The organism is Sphingomonas sp. TDK1 (genome assembly GCF_001650735.1).
GTDB lineage: Bacteria > Pseudomonadota > Alphaproteobacteria > Sphingomonadales > Sphingomonadaceae > Sphingomonas.
On sequence record NZ_LXVY01000048.1, the window covers coordinates 50,152 to 66,013 of the forward strand.

Annotated in this window: 17 protein-coding genes; 4 read left to right on the forward strand and 13 right to left on the reverse strand. The window is 66.0% G+C overall.

Features of this window, described 5'->3' with window-relative positions; all coding sequences use genetic code 11:
- Positions 1–40: 40 nt before the first annotated feature.
- From spt to obgE, 6 genes are all read right to left on the reverse strand, one after another.
- Positions 41–1,243 (reverse strand): serine palmitoyltransferase, encoded by a 1,203-nt coding sequence (spt, locus tag A7X12_RS23145; RefSeq protein ID WP_084445998.1) that lies wholly within the window; start codon positions 1,241–1,243, stop codon positions 41–43.
- A gap of 5 nt (positions 1,244–1,248) precedes the next feature.
- Positions 1,249–1,491, reverse strand: coding sequence for an acyl carrier protein (locus A7X12_RS23150; protein ID WP_010545906.1), 243 nt, complete (start codon positions 1,489–1,491; stop codon positions 1,249–1,251).
- A 100-nt stretch (positions 1,492–1,591) separates the two neighbouring features.
- On the reverse strand, positions 1,592–2,497 hold the full coding sequence (locus A7X12_RS23155) for an NAD-dependent epimerase/dehydratase family protein (protein ID WP_064313804.1): 906 nt from the start codon (positions 2,495–2,497) through the stop codon (positions 1,592–1,594).
- A complete protein-coding gene (proB, locus tag A7X12_RS23160) occupies positions 2,494–3,639 on the reverse strand; it encodes a glutamate 5-kinase (protein ID WP_064314099.1) in 1,146 nt (381 codons plus the stop codon). The genes A7X12_RS23155 and proB overlap by 4 nt, the downstream gene beginning before the upstream one ends.
- Before the next feature lie 42 nt (positions 3,640–3,681).
- Positions 3,682–4,422 carry a suppressor of fused domain protein gene (locus A7X12_RS23165; RefSeq protein WP_064313805.1) on the reverse strand — a complete coding sequence of 247 codons (741 nt, stop codon included), beginning with the start codon at positions 4,420–4,422 and terminating at the stop codon, positions 3,682–3,684.
- A 51-nt stretch (positions 4,423–4,473) separates the two neighbouring features.
- The gene (gene obgE / locus A7X12_RS23170; protein WP_064313806.1) at positions 4,474–5,529 is read right to left on the reverse strand and encodes a GTPase ObgE; all 1,056 of its coding nucleotides are present in this window, start codon (positions 5,527–5,529) and stop codon (positions 4,474–4,476) included.
- 189 nt (positions 5,530–5,718) lie between these two features.
- Between obgE and lptF the strand changes: the two genes are divergently transcribed.
- The 3 genes from lptF to A7X12_RS23185 are packed head-to-tail and all read left to right on the forward strand — an operon-like array spanning position 5,719 to position 9,160.
- A complete protein-coding gene (gene lptF / locus A7X12_RS23175; protein WP_198162158.1) occupies positions 5,719–6,933 on the forward strand; it encodes an LPS export ABC transporter permease LptF in 1,215 nt (404 codons plus the stop codon).
- Entirely contained in the window at positions 6,930–8,027 is a 1,098-nt protein-coding gene (lptG, locus tag A7X12_RS23180) for an LPS export ABC transporter permease LptG (protein WP_064313807.1), read from the forward strand. Before lptF ends, lptG begins: the two co-directional genes overlap by 4 nt.
- Positions 8,028–8,065: 38 nt before the next feature.
- Complete coding sequence (locus A7X12_RS23185; protein ID WP_157105702.1) at positions 8,066–9,160, forward strand: hypothetical protein; 1,095 nt, start codon at positions 8,066–8,068, stop codon at positions 9,158–9,160.
- A 6-nt stretch (positions 9,161–9,166) separates the two neighbouring features.
- Here the strand turns inward: A7X12_RS23185 and A7X12_RS23190 are convergent, their stop codons facing one another.
- Positions 9,167–9,958, reverse strand: a complete 792-nt coding sequence (locus A7X12_RS23190; protein ID WP_064313809.1) for a polysaccharide deacetylase family protein — start codon at positions 9,956–9,958, stop codon at positions 9,167–9,169.
- A gap of 121 nt (positions 9,959–10,079) precedes the next feature.
- Positions 10,080–11,186 (reverse strand): fatty acid desaturase family protein, encoded by a 1,107-nt coding sequence (locus A7X12_RS23195; protein WP_064313810.1) that lies wholly within the window; start codon positions 11,184–11,186, stop codon positions 10,080–10,082.
- A 151-nt stretch (positions 11,187–11,337) separates the two neighbouring features.
- Between A7X12_RS23195 and A7X12_RS23200 the strand changes: the two genes are divergently transcribed.
- A complete protein-coding gene (locus A7X12_RS23200) occupies positions 11,338–12,495 on the forward strand; it encodes a hypothetical protein (RefSeq protein WP_064313811.1) in 1,158 nt (385 codons plus the stop codon).
- Positions 12,496–12,544: 49 nt separating this feature from the next.
- Here A7X12_RS23200 and A7X12_RS23205 read toward each other — a convergent pair whose 3' ends face one another.
- From A7X12_RS23205 to A7X12_RS23225, 5 genes are all read right to left on the reverse strand, one after another.
- On the reverse strand, positions 12,545–12,808 hold the full coding sequence (locus tag A7X12_RS23205) for a hypothetical protein (RefSeq protein WP_064313812.1): 264 nt from the start codon (positions 12,806–12,808) through the stop codon (positions 12,545–12,547).
- Between the two features lie 95 nt (positions 12,809–12,903).
- Complete coding sequence (locus tag A7X12_RS23210) at positions 12,904–13,185, reverse strand: hypothetical protein (protein ID WP_064313813.1); 282 nt, start codon at positions 13,183–13,185, stop codon at positions 12,904–12,906.
- A gap of 218 nt (positions 13,186–13,403) precedes the next feature.
- On the reverse strand, positions 13,404–14,174 hold the full coding sequence (gene xth, locus A7X12_RS23215; protein WP_064313814.1) for an exodeoxyribonuclease III: 771 nt from the start codon (positions 14,172–14,174) through the stop codon (positions 13,404–13,406).
- A gap of 9 nt (positions 14,175–14,183) precedes the next feature.
- Positions 14,184–14,528, reverse strand: coding sequence for an iron-sulfur cluster insertion protein ErpA (gene erpA / locus A7X12_RS23220; RefSeq protein ID WP_064313815.1), 345 nt, complete (start codon positions 14,526–14,528; stop codon positions 14,184–14,186).
- A gap of 40 nt (positions 14,529–14,568) precedes the next feature.
- Entirely contained in the window at positions 14,569–15,747 is a 1,179-nt protein-coding gene (locus A7X12_RS23225) for a M23 family metallopeptidase (RefSeq protein ID WP_064313816.1), read from the reverse strand.
- Between the last annotated feature and the right edge of the window lie 115 nt (positions 15,748–15,862).

A 15,862-nucleotide genomic window follows, 5' to 3' on the forward strand; every position in this document is an offset into this window, starting at 1 on the left:
GCCCGACTCTAGGCGTTTGGAACGAAAGTGGAAAGACCGGTTAGGCGATCACCCCGACAGCCTGGCCGGCCGCGCGGAACATACCCAGCACCCGCTCGATCTGCTCGGGGCGATGCTCCGCGCAGAGCGAGCAGCGCAGCAGGAAGGTGCCCGCCGGAGTCGCCGGCGGCCGTGCCATGTTGACGTACAGGCCGTTCTCCAGCAGCGCCTGCCACATCACCACCGCCTGCTCCTGGTCCTCCAGGATCACGGCGACGATCGCGCTTTCCGGCGTCGAGGTTCCGAGCTTGAAGCCCATCTCGGTGAGGCCGCCGTGCAATGCGCGGGCGTTCTCCCACAGCCGGGCACGCTTCGCGTGCGCGGTCGCCAGCTTGCGGATCGAGGTGGCCGCGGTCGCCACCACGCTGGGCGGCAGCGACGCGGTGAAGATATAGGCGCGGCAGGCGAGCCGGATCGCCTCGAACTTCGGGTGGTTCGAGATGCAGAAGCCGCCGACCGTGCCGACCGACTTGGAGAAGGTGCCGACAACGAAATCGACGTCCGCCTCCAGCCCCTGGTCCTCGTACACGCCGCGGCCGTTGGGGCCGAAAAAGCCCATCGAATGCGCTTCGTCGACCAGCACCATCGCGCCGTGCTTCTTGGCGACGGCGACCATTTCCTTGAGCGGGGCGATGTCGCCGAGCATCGAATAGACGCCCTCCAGCACCACCAGCTTGCCGGCCTCGGCCGGCAAGCGGCCCAGGCGCTTGTCGAGATCGGCGACGTCATTGTGGCGGAACCGGACGATCTCCGCATTGCCCTGCTTGCAGCCGTCATAGATCGAGGCGTGGCTGTCGGCGTCGAGGATGATGTACTCGCCCTTGCCCGCCAGCGTCGAGATCATGCCCAGATTGGCCATGTAGCCGGTGGAGAACACGATCGCGCCGGACACGCCGTAGAAGTCGCGCAGCGCCTGCTCGACTTCCATATGGTCGCGGAAGGTCCCGTTGAGCATGCGGCTGCCATTGGTGCCCGAACCGAACTGGTCGAGCGCATCCTTGCCGGCCTGGATCACGTCCGGATCGAACGTCATGCCCATGTAGTTGTAGGTGCCGAGCAGGATGGTGTCCTTGCCCTTGATCACCGCCTCGGTCGGCGACTTGACCTGCTCCATCACGATCGCGAACGGATCGATCACGCCGCTGTCGAGCAGCGCCTGCCGCTCGGCGATCAGGCCGTCGAACTTGCTCATCAGGTCGGTCATGGCGGTCAGCCCTTGAGCTTCTGCACGGCGTCGACCAGCTGGCCGACATTCTCGATCTCGGCCTGCATGTTCATGGTGATGACGATGTCGAACTCGTCCTCGATCGCGGCGACGAAATCCATCACCGTCAGGCTGTCCCATTCGAGATCGCCGGCGAAGGTGGTGGTGTCCGAAAGCGCGACGCCCTTCTTGTTGAAGGGTTCGATCTGCGCGGCGACGATGTCGAAGATTTCTGCACGGTCAGTCATGCGGCCGGTCCTTAGTGTGATCGGTCGCAGGTGCCAAGCGAATGCGGCGAAACCGGGCCCATCGCGGGGCAGTGCCCGAAAGGGAAGTCTCTGTCCGCAGCTAGAGCACCCCCTTGGACCGGTACCACCGCGCGGTTTCGGCCAGCCCCGCCTCGGTGTCCACTTGCGACCTCCACAAATTGGCGGGTGCACGGTACGCCGGGTCGCTCACCCAGTCCGGGTGACAGAAATAGGATACGCGGTCGGGCGTCAGCTTGGCCCGCTTGCCGCGCAACAGCCGGTCGACCCGCGCACCGGCCATCAGCACCGCCTTGGGCAGCGACAGCGCCAGCACCCGGCGGCCGACCGCCAGCCCGATCGCGTGCGCGAACTCGGGATGGCTCCAGCCGCCGGCACGACCATCGTCGGGATCGATCTCGCCGGGGAACCGGTCCGCCGCCGCGAGTGCGAGCAGCAGCCGGCCGAGGTCGCTCACTTCGATGACCGAGATCCGACCGCCCGGCGGCAGCAATGCCAGGCCGAATCGCGCGACGCGGAACAGCTCCAGCATCTCCATGTCGCCCGGCCCGTAGATCGCCGGCGGCCGCACGATCGTCCAATCGAGCTCGGAAGCACGGACCAGCTTGTCCGCCTCCCCCTTCGACCAACCATAGGCCGAAAGCTCCGGCTCCCGGCTCGCGAGCGAGGAGACATGAACATATCGGCGCACGCCGGCATGCTTGGTCGCGGCGAGCATGTTGGACGTGCCGGCGATGTTGCCCTGCGCAAATCCGTCCCGGTCGGGGGCGTTCACCACGCCGGCGACGTGGATCACCGCGTCTGCACCCGTGCAAAGCGCCTCCAGCGCGGCGGTCGCGTCGAGGTCACCGCGGATCCAGGTTACGCCGTCGCGCGGCGGTTGCTCGCGCCGGGTAAGTGCGCGAACCTGATGCCCCGCTTCCAACGCCAGATCGATCAGCCGCGACCCTACGAAGCCCGTGCCGCCGGTAACGGCGAACACACTCACAGCAGCGCCATGTGGCTACGGTGGACGAGCGCCGAACGGGGAGCATAACCGAGGATCTCGACCAGCTCCTCGCTCCGCCGCCCGACGATGCGCGAGGCGTCGACATGGCCATATTCCGCCAATCCGCGCGCCAGATGCTTGCCCTCGGGTCCCACCACGACGACCAGGTCGCCACGTGCGAACCGGCCCTCGACGCGAATCGCACCTGCCGCGAGCAGACTGCGCCCCTCGCGCAGGGCCTGTGCCGCCCCTTCGTCGATATGAATCGCACCCTTGGCGGTCAGTCCACCACGCAGCCATGCCTTGCGTGCCGCCCCACCCTTCTGGCCGAAGAACAACGTGCCCCGCCGCGTCGCCGCCAGACGCGCCAGCGGATGCTCCACGCGGCCATCGGCGATGGCGAGATGCGCGCCTGCACTGGTCGCGATCCGCGCTGCCTCGATCTTCGAGACCATGCCGCCCGAACCCATGCCCGAAGTCGATCCACGATCGGCCATGGCCTCGATTCGCTCGTCGATGATGTCGACGGTTTGGATCAGCTGTGCATCGGGATTGGTGTTGGGATTGGCGGTGTAGAGGCCGTCCACGTCCGACAGCAGCACCACGCCGTCGGCATTGGCGGCGCTTGCCACCCGGGCGGCAAGGCGATCATTGTCACCGAACCGGATCTCCTCGGTGGCAACGGAGTCATTCTCGTTGATCACCGGCACCACGCCCAGACGCAGTAGCCGATCAAGCGTCGCCGAGACGTTAAGATAGCGCCGGCGGTCCTCGAGATCGTCGAGTGTCACCAGCATCTGCGCCGCGGTCATGCCCTGGTCGTGGAGCAGCTCCGCCCAGATGCTGGAAAGCGCGATCTGGCCGGTAGCAGCGGCTGCCTGGGCATCCTCCAGGCTCGCGCGGCCGCCCTTGGGTAGCTTCAGCCGTCGCGCGCCGAGCGCGATCGCGCCCGATGATACGATGACAAGCTGCTGCCCCTCGCGTGCACGGGATCCGAGATCGGCGGCGAGCGCGGCCAGCCAGTCGCGGCGGATCTGCCCTTCCGGGTCGACAAGCAGCGACGATCCCACCTTCACGACCAGCCGGCCGCAGGTCGAGGGGCTGAAACCGATGGCGTCGGCAGAGCGTGCGAGCGCAGTCATGCCGGCGCTCTTAGCGGTGCGGTTCGGCATATGCCAAGCAGATCAGACGATCGATTCGCGCTGCAGGTCGCTGCAATGGCCGACGCCCGTCGCCTGCAGCCGCGCGATCACCGCGTCGCGCGTGTCGCTGTCCCCAGCGCGGATCTCGCCCAGTTCCGCAGCGGTGAGCAGCACCACCGGTACCACGCGTACCGGAGAGAGCGGCATGTCCTCGATCCGCGTCGCAAAGTCCGGCTCCGGCCCGCCGATCATCACCCCCAGAACATCGTCCGCCGTGAGGAAATGGGAGGGCAGCCGCGCCGCGATCGCGGCCGAGCTCGAGACATTGGTCAACTCCAGCGGGATCGGGCCATGGCGATCGAGTGGGCGCAGGATGCCCTGCTCTTCCGCGACGATGACCGCGACTCGCCGCAGCACCTCCAGCATCCAGCCATCACCCGCCACCTGCGCAGGCGCGCCTTCGCCCGGCCCCTCGACGAACAGTTCTATCTCGAAGCCGTTGGTGCTCGCGCTTTCATCGAGGGGGTCGGAAAGACCGTCGGTGGCCAGCAGGATCGCGTTGCCCCGGTGGATCAGCCGATAGGCCTCGTGCCCGCCTGGCCAGAGCGATCCGGCCGGCGCGGAGGACAGGATTCGATCGCTGGCCGGTCCCAGCGCCGACCAGAAGCTCGCACGCGCTTCGGCGGAACGCTCGGCAAGCGTGGTGATTCGGGGCGGGGCGGCGGTGCTAACCGCCTGCGTCTTCGCACCAAACAGCCCACGCAACCAACCGAAGGCACCCATCCGCATCTCTCCCGAAAGAAATCAGAGGCGGATCGATGCCCTAGAAATGCGTCAGACCGGCGACCATTCCACCGGTTCTTCACCATCTTCGAAGGTTTCTTCGGCCGCACGGTTCTCATTCGGGCCGATGACCTCAAGCAACTGGTCGAGCACCCAGTCAACACCGGTGCCCGCGGCACCGGACAACGGAATGACTTGCGCCCCGCTCGCTTCTTCCAGCTCGGCCGACAACGCAGCGATCAATTCATCGTCAAGCGTGTCGATCTTGTTGAGCGCGATCACGACCGGCTTCTCCGAAAGGCCCCCGCCATAGGCCTCCAATTCGTCGCGCACGATGCGATAACTGGTCGCGACGTCTTCGTCGTTCGCGTCGATCAGGTGGAGCAGCACGCGGCAGCGCTCGATATGGCCGAGAAAGCGATCGCCGATGCCGGCACCATCGGCCGCGCCTTCGATCAGGCCGGGGATGTCGGCGATCACGAACTCGCGCTGCTTGTGGCGCACCACGCCCAGCTGCGGTCGCGTGGTGGTGAAGGCATACTCGCCCACCTTGGCCTGGGCGTTGGTCACCGCATTGATAAAGGTCGACTTGCCGGCATTGGGCAGCCCGACCAGGCCCGCATCGGCAAGCAGCTTCAGCCGCAGCCATACCCAGGCTTCCTCGCTCGGCCAGCCGGTGCCGTGCTGGCGGGGCGCGCGGTTGGTCGAGGTCTTGTAGGTTGCATTCCCACGGCCGCCGTCGCCGCCACGCAGGAAGACGACGCGCTGGCCTTCCTTGGTGAGGTCGGCCAGCAGCGTGCGCTCGTCGTCGTCGGCCAGGATCTGGGTGCCGATCGGCACCTTGATCACCAGGTCTTCGCCGCCTGCGCCGGTACGGTTCGAGCCCGACCCGCCGCTGCCGCGCGGGGCGCGGAAATGCTGGGTGTAGCGGAAGTCGATCAGCGTATTCAGGCCCGCGACCGCCTCGAAGATGATATCGCCGCCCTTGCCGCCGTTGCCGCCGTCGGGACCGCCATATTCGATGAACTTTTCGCGCCGGAAGCTGACGGCACCGGGTCCGCCCGCGCCGGAGCGGACGAAAATCTTGGCTTGATCGAGGAAATGCATCGCGGGGCCATATACGTTCGCCGCGATTCCGTCACCCCCGGCGGTGTCCTTGCCAGAAAAGCCGTTACCCGGATGACACTTTCCGGGTGGCATCGGCGTTCAGCACGGCTATACGCGACCGGATCGTTTCCGCCCGTTTACCGTTTCGTAGGCGCAAGGATCAAAGCTCTAAGGACGTTCAGCGACAGCATGAATTCGATCGATCGCTACATGGCGCGGCTGATCGCGGTGCCGCTGATCTCGACCCTGATCATCTCCGCGATGCTGCTGGTGCTCGATCGCATGCTGCGGCTGTTCGAGTTCGTCGCGACCGAAGGCGGTCCTGTGAGCGTGGTCTGGCGCATGCTCGCCAACCTGCTGCCCGAATATCTGGGCCTGGGCATTCCCATCGGCCTGATGCTGGGCGTGCTGCTCGCATTCCGCCGCCTCGCGACCACGTCGGAGCTTGACGTGCTGCGCGCCGTCGGCGTCAGCTACACCCGGTTGCTGCGGGTGCCGTATATGTATGCGATCGTGCTCGCGGCGGTGAACTTCGCGATCGTCGGATTCGTGCAGCCAACCTCGCGCTACAATTATGAGCAGCTCCGCTTCGAACTGCGCTCGGGGGCGCTGGGCGCTTCGATCAAGGTCGGCGAGTTTACCAATTTCGGCTCGAAGATGACGCTGCGCATCGAATCGAGCCAGGACGAAGGGCGCGACCTGCGCGGGATCTTCGTGGAGATGAAATCGGCCGACGGCACCCCGTTGGCCGTTACCGCACAGAAGGGCCAGTTCCTCCGGTCGGACGATCCGGACACGATCATCTTCCGCCTGTCGAACGGCACGCTGGTCCACAAGGACAAGAGTTCGCCGGTGCCGCGCGTGCTGACGTTCACCTCGCACAACCTGCCGATCCCGCTCCCCAAGTACGAGCAGTTCCGCAAGCGCGGCGACAGCAACATCGAGCGGACGCTGCCCGAGCTGGCGGTGATCGGCCGCAACCGCTCGGCGCCCGAGATCGACCGCGAGACGAGCCGATCGGCCTTCCACTATCGCATGGCGGAAGTGACGACGATGTTCCTGCTGCCGATGCTGGCCGTCGCCCTGGCGATTCCGCCCAAGCGCTCCACCTCGATGCTCGGCGTGTTCCTGTCGATCCTGATGATCGTGACCTATCACAAGATCAACGAATATGCGCAGGGCGTGGGCAGCCTGGGGCTGATCGACCCGATCATCGCGCTATGGGTGCCCTTCTCGATCTTCGCGGGGCTGACCTTCTGGATGTACTACACCGTCGCCTATGTGCCCGGCGGGCAGCCGATCGGCGCGCTGGAACGCGTCTTCGCCAAGATCGGCAAGCTGATCGGGCGCCTGATGCCGGGTAGCCGCCGGCGCCGCCGCCGTGCAGCGGAGGCCGCACGATGAGCCTGCGCGGACTGTTCCCCTCGCCCACCATCTCGCTCTACATGGCGCGGCTGTTCGTGCTGCGCACCTTCGCGCTGCTCGGCGCCTTGGTGCTGGTGCTCACCTCGCTGGACCTGCTGACCGAGAGCGCGGCGATTCTCGCCCATCCCGGAAACGGCAATGCGGAAATCCTGCGCTACGTGACGCTGCGCGTGCCGCAGATCATTTCCACCTTCCTGCCCTATTCGGTGCTGGGCGGCGCGATCTTCACGCTCGCGCAGCTGAACCAGAACAGCGAAATCATCGCGCTGAAATCCGGCGGGCTTTCCGCGCACCAGGTGCTGGCGCCCCTGATGCTTTCCGGCCTCGTCGTCGCGGGCCTGTCCTTCACATTCAACGACCGGATCGTCAGCCGCGCGACGGCAACGCTGGAACAGTGGAAGAAGGTGGAGTTCGCGCCCCTGCCCATCGACCGAGGCGATCGCGCCAATGTGTGGGTGCAGGCGAACGGCAACCTTATCAACGTCCAGCAGATCAAGGGCAAGGGCGAGGCCGCCCAGCTCTATGACATCACCGTCTACCAGCGCGAAAAGGGTTCGCTGACCGCGATCCTGAGCGCCAAGCACGGCGTGCGCGCCGGGGACGCCTGGCGGGTCGATGGAGTGAAGCGCTTCGACATTGCCAGCGGCACCCTGTCCCCGATCGGCGACACCGTCATCGCCCAGGGTGTGCGGCCGGACCAGTTCACCCTCGCCCATGTCGATCCCGACTCCAATTCCTTCGCGGACCTGAGCGTCGCGATCGGGGAACTGAAGGCCGCAGGGCGCCCGACCAAGGCACTGGAAGGCTCGCTGTGGCACAAGCTGTCCGGCCCGCTGTCCGCGTTCCTGATGCCGCTGCTGGGCGCGGTTTCGGCGTTCGGCCTCGCCCGCTCCGGCAAGCTGTTCGTCCGCGTCGTGATCGGGATGGCGTTAGGCTTCCTCTACTTTGTGGCGGACAATTTCGCGCTGGCGATGGGCAATCTGGGCGCCTACCCGCCCTTCCTCGCCGCCTGGGCGCCGTTCCTGCTGTTCCTGATGATCGGCGAAGCGGTGCTGCTGCGGACCGAAGAATAGGCTATCCAGGCAGCGACAACCGCCTGAGGCCACTCTTGATGCACCCATCCAGCGCCCGCCTCCTTGCCGCCACCGCCCTGGCCTTGGCTCCTTCGAGTGCGCGTGCAGCCCCGGAGCAGCTTTACGAGGGCATCGTCGGCACGGCGCGCGTCGTGATGACGCTTGCCGTGGACAAGGCCGACGCATCGGGCCAGTATTTCTACCTGCGCTCGCGGCTAGACATCGATCTCTCCGGCAGAATCCGTGGACAGACGCTCGACCTCGAGTCCCGGGTAACCGGGGACAAGCTGCATCTTACCCGCAGCGGCGCGACGCTCAGCGGCACGCTGACCACGGCCAAGGCGCAGCGCCTGCCGGTCAGCCTGCGCCCGGCCGGCGCGCCCGAGAAACTTCCGGCGGACCTGCCGCCCAAGCTGAGCGTCTATGAGCGCTGGCACCTTGCCGGCCTCCAGTTCACCGCGCAGCAGACGGAGACGATCAACGGCAAGACGATCCGCTGGTACCGCGAGCCCCTGTCCGGCATCCGCCTGTTCCGGATCGAAAGCGGGTATCCCGCGCCGGCGCTGACCGCGGTGAACCATGCGCTCGCCCGCAACCAGTGGCAGGACGTGTCGGCTTGGTTCGCCTGCACGGGCTATGAAGGCGGCCCCGGTACCGACACCGCGGAGGCCAAGCGGCCCTGGCTGGGCACGCGCCATGTCAGCTATGTTTGGAATGCAAGCTGGAGCTGCGCCGGCGCGGCGCATCCGGACTTCGGCACGACCGGCTACAGCTTCGACATGCGAACCGGCCGCATCCTCAAGCTCGACGATCTGCTGCGTTTCGGCACCGGGCCGGTCCCGGCGGAAGAGAGCGACGCCTGGTACAGCTATCGCGGCAAGCGCTTCGCGCCCGGCGTGGTAGCGCTGTTGAAGCGCTATCATCCCCAGGAGATGCTGAAGCCGGCCGAGGGAGATGACGACGGCTGCGATTATTCCGACCCGGACGTGTGGGACTTCCCCGGGTGGGCGCTGTCCGAGAAGGGCCTCTGGCTCGGCGCCTATTTCGCCCGCGTACAGCGCGCCTGCGACGCGCCCGACTGGGCGGTCATCCCCTGGTCGGCGCTTGGCCTGAAACCGGGCGAGCGGCCCTAGCGCCGATCACGGATGCGCCTTGGCCCAGTCGAGCGCGCCCTGCAGCGTCGTTACCCACACGTCCTTGCGATGCTCCGCCAGCCAGCGGACGAATGCGCGGTGCTCCGCGTCCGGCACCGTCAGATAGTCGCCGCCGACGCCGTGGAACAGGAAGACGGCCCAGCCGCCACCTTGCTCCGCCTCCCGAACATAGGCGATCATCTTCGCCGCGGTGGCCCCCTCCCCGAAGCCGCGGGAAGGAATATGCATGGGATCCGCCTGCGCGACATTGGCACGCGCGTCCGCAGGCGTGTCGACGACGCCGCGGACATAGGTCACGATCCCCGCCTTGCGCAGATCCTCCAGATAGTCCTGCCCACCCGCCAGACTCTGTCCGCAGGGCGTCGCGAAACCGTGACGCTGCTTGCCGTCCAGCGAACGCAGCAGCACCTCCTGCTGGGCGATCTCCCGGATCATGCTCGCCGACGTATAGGCTTCGCTCACATAGCGCGGATCGGCAGGAAAGCTGGCCTTGGTGCAGGGATGGAAGATGGTGTGGTTCGCCAGTTCATGCCCTTGCTTTGCGACGGCGCGCCAGCGTTCGACATGCTCCGCATGGACATTGGCCAGGAAGAAGGTGCCCTTCAGCCCGGCTGCATCCAGCTCGGGAACGACGTGGTCCAGCTGGGAGGCCAGGGCATCGTCATAGGTGAGGACCACCGCCGCCTTGGCTCCATTCGGCCACCGCGTCTGCGCCGCCGCCGGACACACCGCCATAAACAGACCGGCCAGCGCAGCCATGCCAAAAATCGCCCGCATCTTCCTCTCCCGCCGCTTGGCCGGAGAGCCTAACGGCGTCGCGACACTGCGCAAGGCGCGCAAAAGAAAAGGGCCGGCGCAACCCTGGTGCCCGGCCCCATTCTATCCGCGTCGAGTGCGATCAGCGCTGGCGCATCGTGCCCTGCGCCAGCTTCACCACCAGCCCCGACAAGGTCGGGTAATTGGCCTTGTGATACACCGAGTCCGCGGAGAGCGCGGCTAGCAGGCGGCGATGCGCCTCGCCCAGCGAATGGTAGGGCACTGCCGGCAGCAGGTGGTGCAGCGCGTGATAGCGCAGGCCGACCGGCGCCCACAGATAGGGTAGGAAGCCCGGCTCCGGGACATTGACGCTGTCGAGATACTGCGCCGTCACGGTCAGCGGCTCGCCCTCATTCTCCCACAGGTGCGCGACCAGGGTACGGACCTGGTTGATCACCGCCGAGCAGGCGACGATCGCAACATAGGCGAGGAAGGCACGCAGCGGGAGGATCCCCGCGACCGTGATGCCGATCAGCGTGATGGCAAACAGGCTGGCGCCCAGTTCCTGCCAGAACCACTGCCGGCGAAACTCGCCTTCGGGCATGCGACGCTCGAACGACGGGTTGATCTGCAGGCCCGAATAGCGCGCGACCACCAGCCGCCGCAGCTTCGCGGAAAAGAGCGACAGCGGGGTGAGCACCGCGAAGCGGAGCAGCAAGCCGATCGGCATCAGCACCGAGACGAGCAGGAAGAGCGGCAGCGTCCACGGCTTCATCAGCGCGAGCGGCAGATACTCGGGATCCTGATCGGTGCCGTAGCGGGTGCGGGCGTGATGGATCGTGTGGATGCCTTCGTACATGAACGAGGGCAGCAGCAGCGGCACCCCGACGAAGGCATTCCACGCCGTGCGGAAGCCGGGCAGCAGCGAATGCTTGAGATGGGTGATCTCGTGGATGAAAAGCTCCGCACGATACAGCGCGAGCACCGCGATTACGCCGCCGATCACCGCCACCCAGGGCGACGCCGCGAACATCGCCGTCGCCATGCCGGCATAGCCGATTGCCGCCGAGAGGAAGCAGTCTGCCCAGTAAAGCGCCTTGTTCGGCGTGTGGAGGTCGCGGGTCAGTTCCGCGGCGGCGCGCAGCATCGCCCGGTCGTCGGGAACGCCCGAGAGCCGGATGCGCGCGATCGTCGCCGAGATTTCGGCGTCCGGCGCGTCCGGATGATCGAAGGCTAGCGATTGGGTCATGGGTAGTGCCATTGGCCTTAGATAGTGGCTACAAGGTGGCATTACAGGGCCCGGAAAGGGCACGTCGCTGCACTGCCGCGTATAGCTTGACAGGCGCCTCCCGACGCAAGACTGCATTGCGCCACATCAAGTTTTTCTGGGGATACTGCACGTGGCAAGCGCCGATCTCAGGGTCCGGCCCGTTTCGGGCAAGGCGGATACCAAGGCTTTCATTGAACTCGCCTACCGCCTGAACGGCGATGATCCGCACTGGGTCGCGCCGCTCCGCGAGGAAGTGGCGGCGACGATCAGCCCGAAGAAGAATGGCTGGTTCAGCCATGCGGAGGGTCAGCTGTTCCTCGCGGAACGCGGCGGCAAGGTCGTCGGCCGCATCTCGGCGCATATCGACACGCTTGCGCTGCAGATGCCGCCCGAGCAGGGCTTCGGCCCCGGCACCGGCTTCTGGGGACTGTTCGAGGCCGAGGACCAGGACGTCGCCGCCGCCGTGATCGCCCAGGCCGAGGACTGGCTGCGCGCCAAGGGCATGACCAAGGCGCTGGGGCCGGTGAGCCTGTCGATCTGGGAAGAGCCAGGCCTGCTGGTGAAGGGCCATGACCATTCGCCGACCGTTCTGATGGGCCATCATCCGGCGCGCTACCAGGGCTGGATCGAGGCACAGGGCTATGGCCCGGCAAAGAAGATCGTCACTTATGAGCTGGACATCAGCAAGGAGTTCCCGCCGATCGTGCAGCGCATCGTCGCCGCCGGCGAGAAGAACGCCCGCATCCGCGTCCGCGAGGTGAACAAGGCAAAGTTCGCTGAGGAAGCGGCGATCATCCTCGCCATCCTCAACGATGCCTGGGGCGACAACTGGGGCTTCGTGCCACTCACCCAGCCCGAGATCGACGATGTCGGCAAGAAGCTGAAGCCGTTGGTGTTCAACGACCTGATCCGCATCGCGGAATATGATGGCGAGCCGGTGGCCTTCATGGTCACCCTGCCCGACCTCAACGAGCCGCTGAAGCCGCTCAAGGGATCGCTGCTGCCGTTCGGCTGGGCGAAGCTGCTGCTCTGGCTGCGACGCCCGAAGGCGCGCACGATGCGGGTGCCGTTGATGGGCGTGGTGAAGCGCCTGCAAAGCTCGCGCATGGCGAGCCAGCTAGCCTTCATGATGATCGAATATATCCGCCGCGCGTCGGTCGCCAACTACGGCGCGAGCCGGGGAGAGATCGGCTGGATTCTGGACGATAACCAGGGGATGATCGCCATCGCCGATGCGATCGAAAGCAAGATCAACCGCGAATATCTGATCTACCAGAAGTCGCTGTGATCCAGGCCAGGGCAGCGGGCGGCCGTTCCGCCCGCTGCCGGCCGTGTCTTCAGCGGGTTGCCAGCGGATCGACGCCGGTTTCCTTGATCCACTGATCGCGGGTCTTGCACTTGCGCGGCGGTGCGATGCGGCTGCCGGTCGGGGCCTCGGACTGAACGCACACCCGGACCGACCCGGATTCCATCTTGGCGGCGCTTTCAACGCGCTTTTCCTTGTCCGAAGCGGCGCTGGCCGGCACGGCGGCGACAGCGACCAGGGCGCAAGCGCCGAACAGGGTGGCGCCGATACGAGCGGTACGAGCGAACTTGGTCATGTCTCTTCTCCTGAAAAAGGCGTGCGGGATCGTTCCGCCGCACGCGATGCGGGGGTTGGCAGGCTTGGTGAAATGTCAGAGGTGGTTGTGGGCGATCAGTATTCGCGGAGGGGATCGTTGCCCTCGCGGATCCAGGCTTCGCGGGTTTTGCACTGCTTGGTCTTCTTGTCGGTACCGTCTTCCGCCTTGCGCTCGATGCACCAGATCAAGCCGCGCGCCCTACGGTCGAGCGACCGGAAATCCTTCTTCGCGGCGGGGGTCGGCGTAGCTTCCGGGTCGGCCGCCGCTTGGGCAGGGGCAGCCGCGACCAGCGTCGTCGCGAGCACCGCAGCGACAGGGATCAAGCCTAGAAATTTGCGCGTGCGATACGTGGTCATGTCAGGCTCCTGTGGACTTTGGGATCCGACGCTCCTTCGTTTCCGCCGGTATCCAAGTCTTTGCAGGACGCGTGCCAGTTTCACTTAAATTGCAAAATCAAATACTTAGCAAATTTCATTGAAGTGTAATAACGCCACAACACAGCAAGTTACGCCAAAGCTTGGCGCATGACACCACTTCGCTTGCTACGTTAGAGAAGGTAACGGGCTGCGCCGAGTCAGCGCAGCGTTACCCAGGTCGGCGCGTGATCGCTGGCCTTTTCCCGACCGCGATATTCCTTGTCGACGCCGGCGCCGGTAAAGCGATCCGCCGCTTGCGGGCTGAGCAGGAGATGATCGATGCGGAAGCCCGCGTCGCGCTGCCAGGCCCCGGCCTGGTAGTCCCAAAAGGTCCAGACCCCGCCTTTGGGAAAGCGCGTGCGCAAGGCGTCGGTCCAGCCCTGCGCGAGCAGCATCCGGTACCGCTCGCGCGATTCCGGCTGCATCAGCGCGTCCTCCGCCATGGCGCGGACGGAGAAGGTGTCGTCGTCATTGGGAATGACGTTGAAATCTCCCGCCAGAATCGTCGGGCGCTCCTCCGCGAGCAGCTGCGCCGCGCGATCGTAGAGCCGCTCCATCCAACGCAGCTTGTAGTCGAACTTGGGGCCCGGCTGCGGGTTGCCGTTGGGCAGATACAGACCGCCGATGATCAGGTCGCCGACTTCCGCCTCGATATAGCGGCTATGCACATCCTCGGGATCGCCCGCCAAGCCGCGCTGCCGTTCGATCGGCTGCTGGCCCTTGGCGAGGATCGCGACGCCGTTGAAACCCTTCTGGCCGTGCCACACCGCACCGTACCCAGCCGCCTCGATCGCCGCGACGGGAAGCGTGTCGTCGGAACTCTTCAATTCCTGCAGGCAGACGATGTCCGGCTGCTGCTCGGTGAGATATTCGACCAGGCGATCGATACGCGCCTTGATGCCGTTGACGTTGTAGCTGACGATTTTCAACGGCCGCGCTCAGATCGAGAAGCTGGTGCCGCATCCGCAACCGGATGCCGCATTGGGATTGGTCACCGCAAAATGCGCGCCGCCCAGATTGTCGATGAAATCCACCTGCGCGCCACTCACCAGATCCAAGCTTATGGGATCGACCACCAGCCGCACGCCGTCGACTTCGGCGACGCTGTCACCCGCTTCCACGCTATCGGCCAAGCCGAAGCGATACTGGAAGCCCGAACAGCCGCCGCCTTCCACCGAGAGCCGCAGGATCGCGGGCTTGGACTGCTTGGTGGCGATCACGGCCACGCGTGCCGCAGCGGCGGGGGTAAGCGCGATGGCGGGCTGTTCCAGGGTCGTCGTCATGGGCGTCAGATAATGCGCCGACGCCCGTCCGGCAATGCGGTCAGCGCTGGCCGCGCGGACCGCCCACCCCGCCGGCGCTCACCGGGGCCTGCGCGATATATTCGCCCGACTGGATGAAAGGGATCGGATTGATCGCGCGACCATCGAGGCGAACCTCATAGTGCAGGTGCGTGCCGGTCGATCGACCGGTCGAACCCATCAGGCCAATGATCTGGCCGCGATGGACGCGGGTGTTGTCGGCGACGAGGATTTTGGAGAGGTGGCCGTAGCGGGTCTCCATGCCATGGCCGTGGTTGATCTCGACCAGGTTGCCATAGCCGCCCTGGCGACCGGCGTGCGAGACGATACCATCCGCCGTCGCATAGATCGGCGTGCCCATTTCGCCCGGAATGTCGACACCGGCGTGCATCGCGGCAGTGCCGCGGAACGGATCCGAGCGGACGCCATAATGCGAGGTGAAGCTGACATGCTGCACCGGCTGCATCGACGGGATCGAGATGGTGCTCGATTCGATCGAGTCGAGCTTCTTCCACGTCTCGAACAGCGAACGGAACTGCGCATCGGCATCCGCACCGGTCGCCGCCGCTGCGTCTTCGTCGCTGACCGGCTCGTAGGGACCGCCCATCGCGACATTGACCTTCACGAAGCGGTTCGGCGCGAGGCCGAGATGCTGGATACGGGCGGACGCTTGACGCACCCGCGCCTCGCCGACCTTCTGGGCCTGCGCGGCGAGCGCGATCTGGCGCGCCTCCACCTTGCGCAGCGGCGCGGCGATCTCCTCCGTCAGCGCGCTGGTCTGCTGCGGGACGGCCTTGAGATCCGCCTCGAGCACCGAACGATCGGCCTTGCCCGAGACGACGGCGTTCAGCACCGCCTGGCGCTGCTCGATCTTGGCGGCCTGCAGCTTGGCGGCTTCCTTCGCAGCGGCGACTTCGGCGCGCATGCGGGCAACCTCGGCGCGCATCGCCGCGACTTGCGCCTCCGGCGATCCCGCTACCGGCGCGGTGTAGGCGATCGCGCCGGCCATCGCCTGCGACATGCCATAGCCGGAAAAGAGCACGGTGAGCGTCGCGGCGGTGGCGAACAGTGCCTGCGAACGGCCGCCGACACTGAACCGGCGCAGCTTGCCGCCTTCGTGGAGGATCACATCGCGGGTGGTGAAGAAGTCCCGGAACTTGCGTGCGATTTCGTCGTTCTTGCGTTCAGACGGTACAGCCATGAGTCCCCGGCACATTCGTGGAAGCGATCAGGGAAACCCCGGCACTTCAGTTCAGGATGAAGCGGACGGATTGGGCAGCCCCTGACCTCGCCGTCCCGCTTGGGGACTCTTTTGG

Bases quoted from the DNA above. Each gene is read 5' to 3' on its own strand.
- obgE (WP_064313806.1), bottom strand. From the start codon at position 5,529: ATGCATTTCCTCGATCAAGCCAAGATTTTCGTCCGCTCCGGCGCGGGC.
- A7X12_RS23210 (WP_064313813.1), bottom strand. From the start codon at position 13,185: ATGACCACGTATCGCACGCGCAAATTTCTAGGCTTGATCCCTGTCGCT.
- A7X12_RS23185 (WP_157105702.1), top strand. From the start codon at position 8,066: ATGCACCCATCCAGCGCCCGCCTCCTTGCCGCCACCGCCCTGGCCTTG.
- lptG (WP_064313807.1), top strand. From the start codon at position 6,930: ATGAGCCTGCGCGGACTGTTCCCCTCGCCCACCATCTCGCTCTACATG.
- lptF (WP_198162158.1), top strand. From the start codon at position 5,719: ATGAATTCGATCGATCGCTACATGGCGCGGCTGATCGCGGTGCCGCTG.
- A7X12_RS23205 (WP_064313812.1), bottom strand. From the start codon at position 12,808: ATGACCAAGTTCGCTCGTACCGCTCGTATCGGCGCCACCCTGTTCGGC.
- spt (WP_084445998.1), bottom strand. From the start codon at position 1,243: ATGACCGACCTGATGAGCAAGTTCGACGGCCTGATCGCCGAGCGGCAG.
- proB (WP_064314099.1), bottom strand. From the start codon at position 3,639: ATGACTGCGCTCGCACGCTCTGCCGACGCCATCGGTTTCAGCCCCTCG.
- A7X12_RS23190 (WP_064313809.1), bottom strand. From the start codon at position 9,958: ATGCGGGCGATTTTTGGCATGGCTGCGCTGGCCGGTCTGTTTATGGCG.
- erpA (WP_064313815.1), bottom strand. From the start codon at position 14,528: ATGACGACGACCCTGGAACAGCCCGCCATCGCGCTTACCCCCGCCGCT.
- A7X12_RS23195 (WP_064313810.1), bottom strand. From the start codon at position 11,186: ATGACCCAATCGCTAGCCTTCGATCATCCGGACGCGCCGGACGCCGAA.
- A7X12_RS23165 (WP_064313805.1), bottom strand. From the start codon at position 4,422: ATGGGTGCCTTCGGTTGGTTGCGTGGGCTGTTTGGTGCGAAGACGCAG.
- A7X12_RS23150 (WP_010545906.1), bottom strand. From the start codon at position 1,491: ATGACTGACCGTGCAGAAATCTTCGACATCGTCGCCGCGCAGATCGAA.
- A7X12_RS23225 (WP_064313816.1), bottom strand. From the start codon at position 15,747: ATGGCTGTACCGTCTGAACGCAAGAACGACGAAATCGCACGCAAGTTC.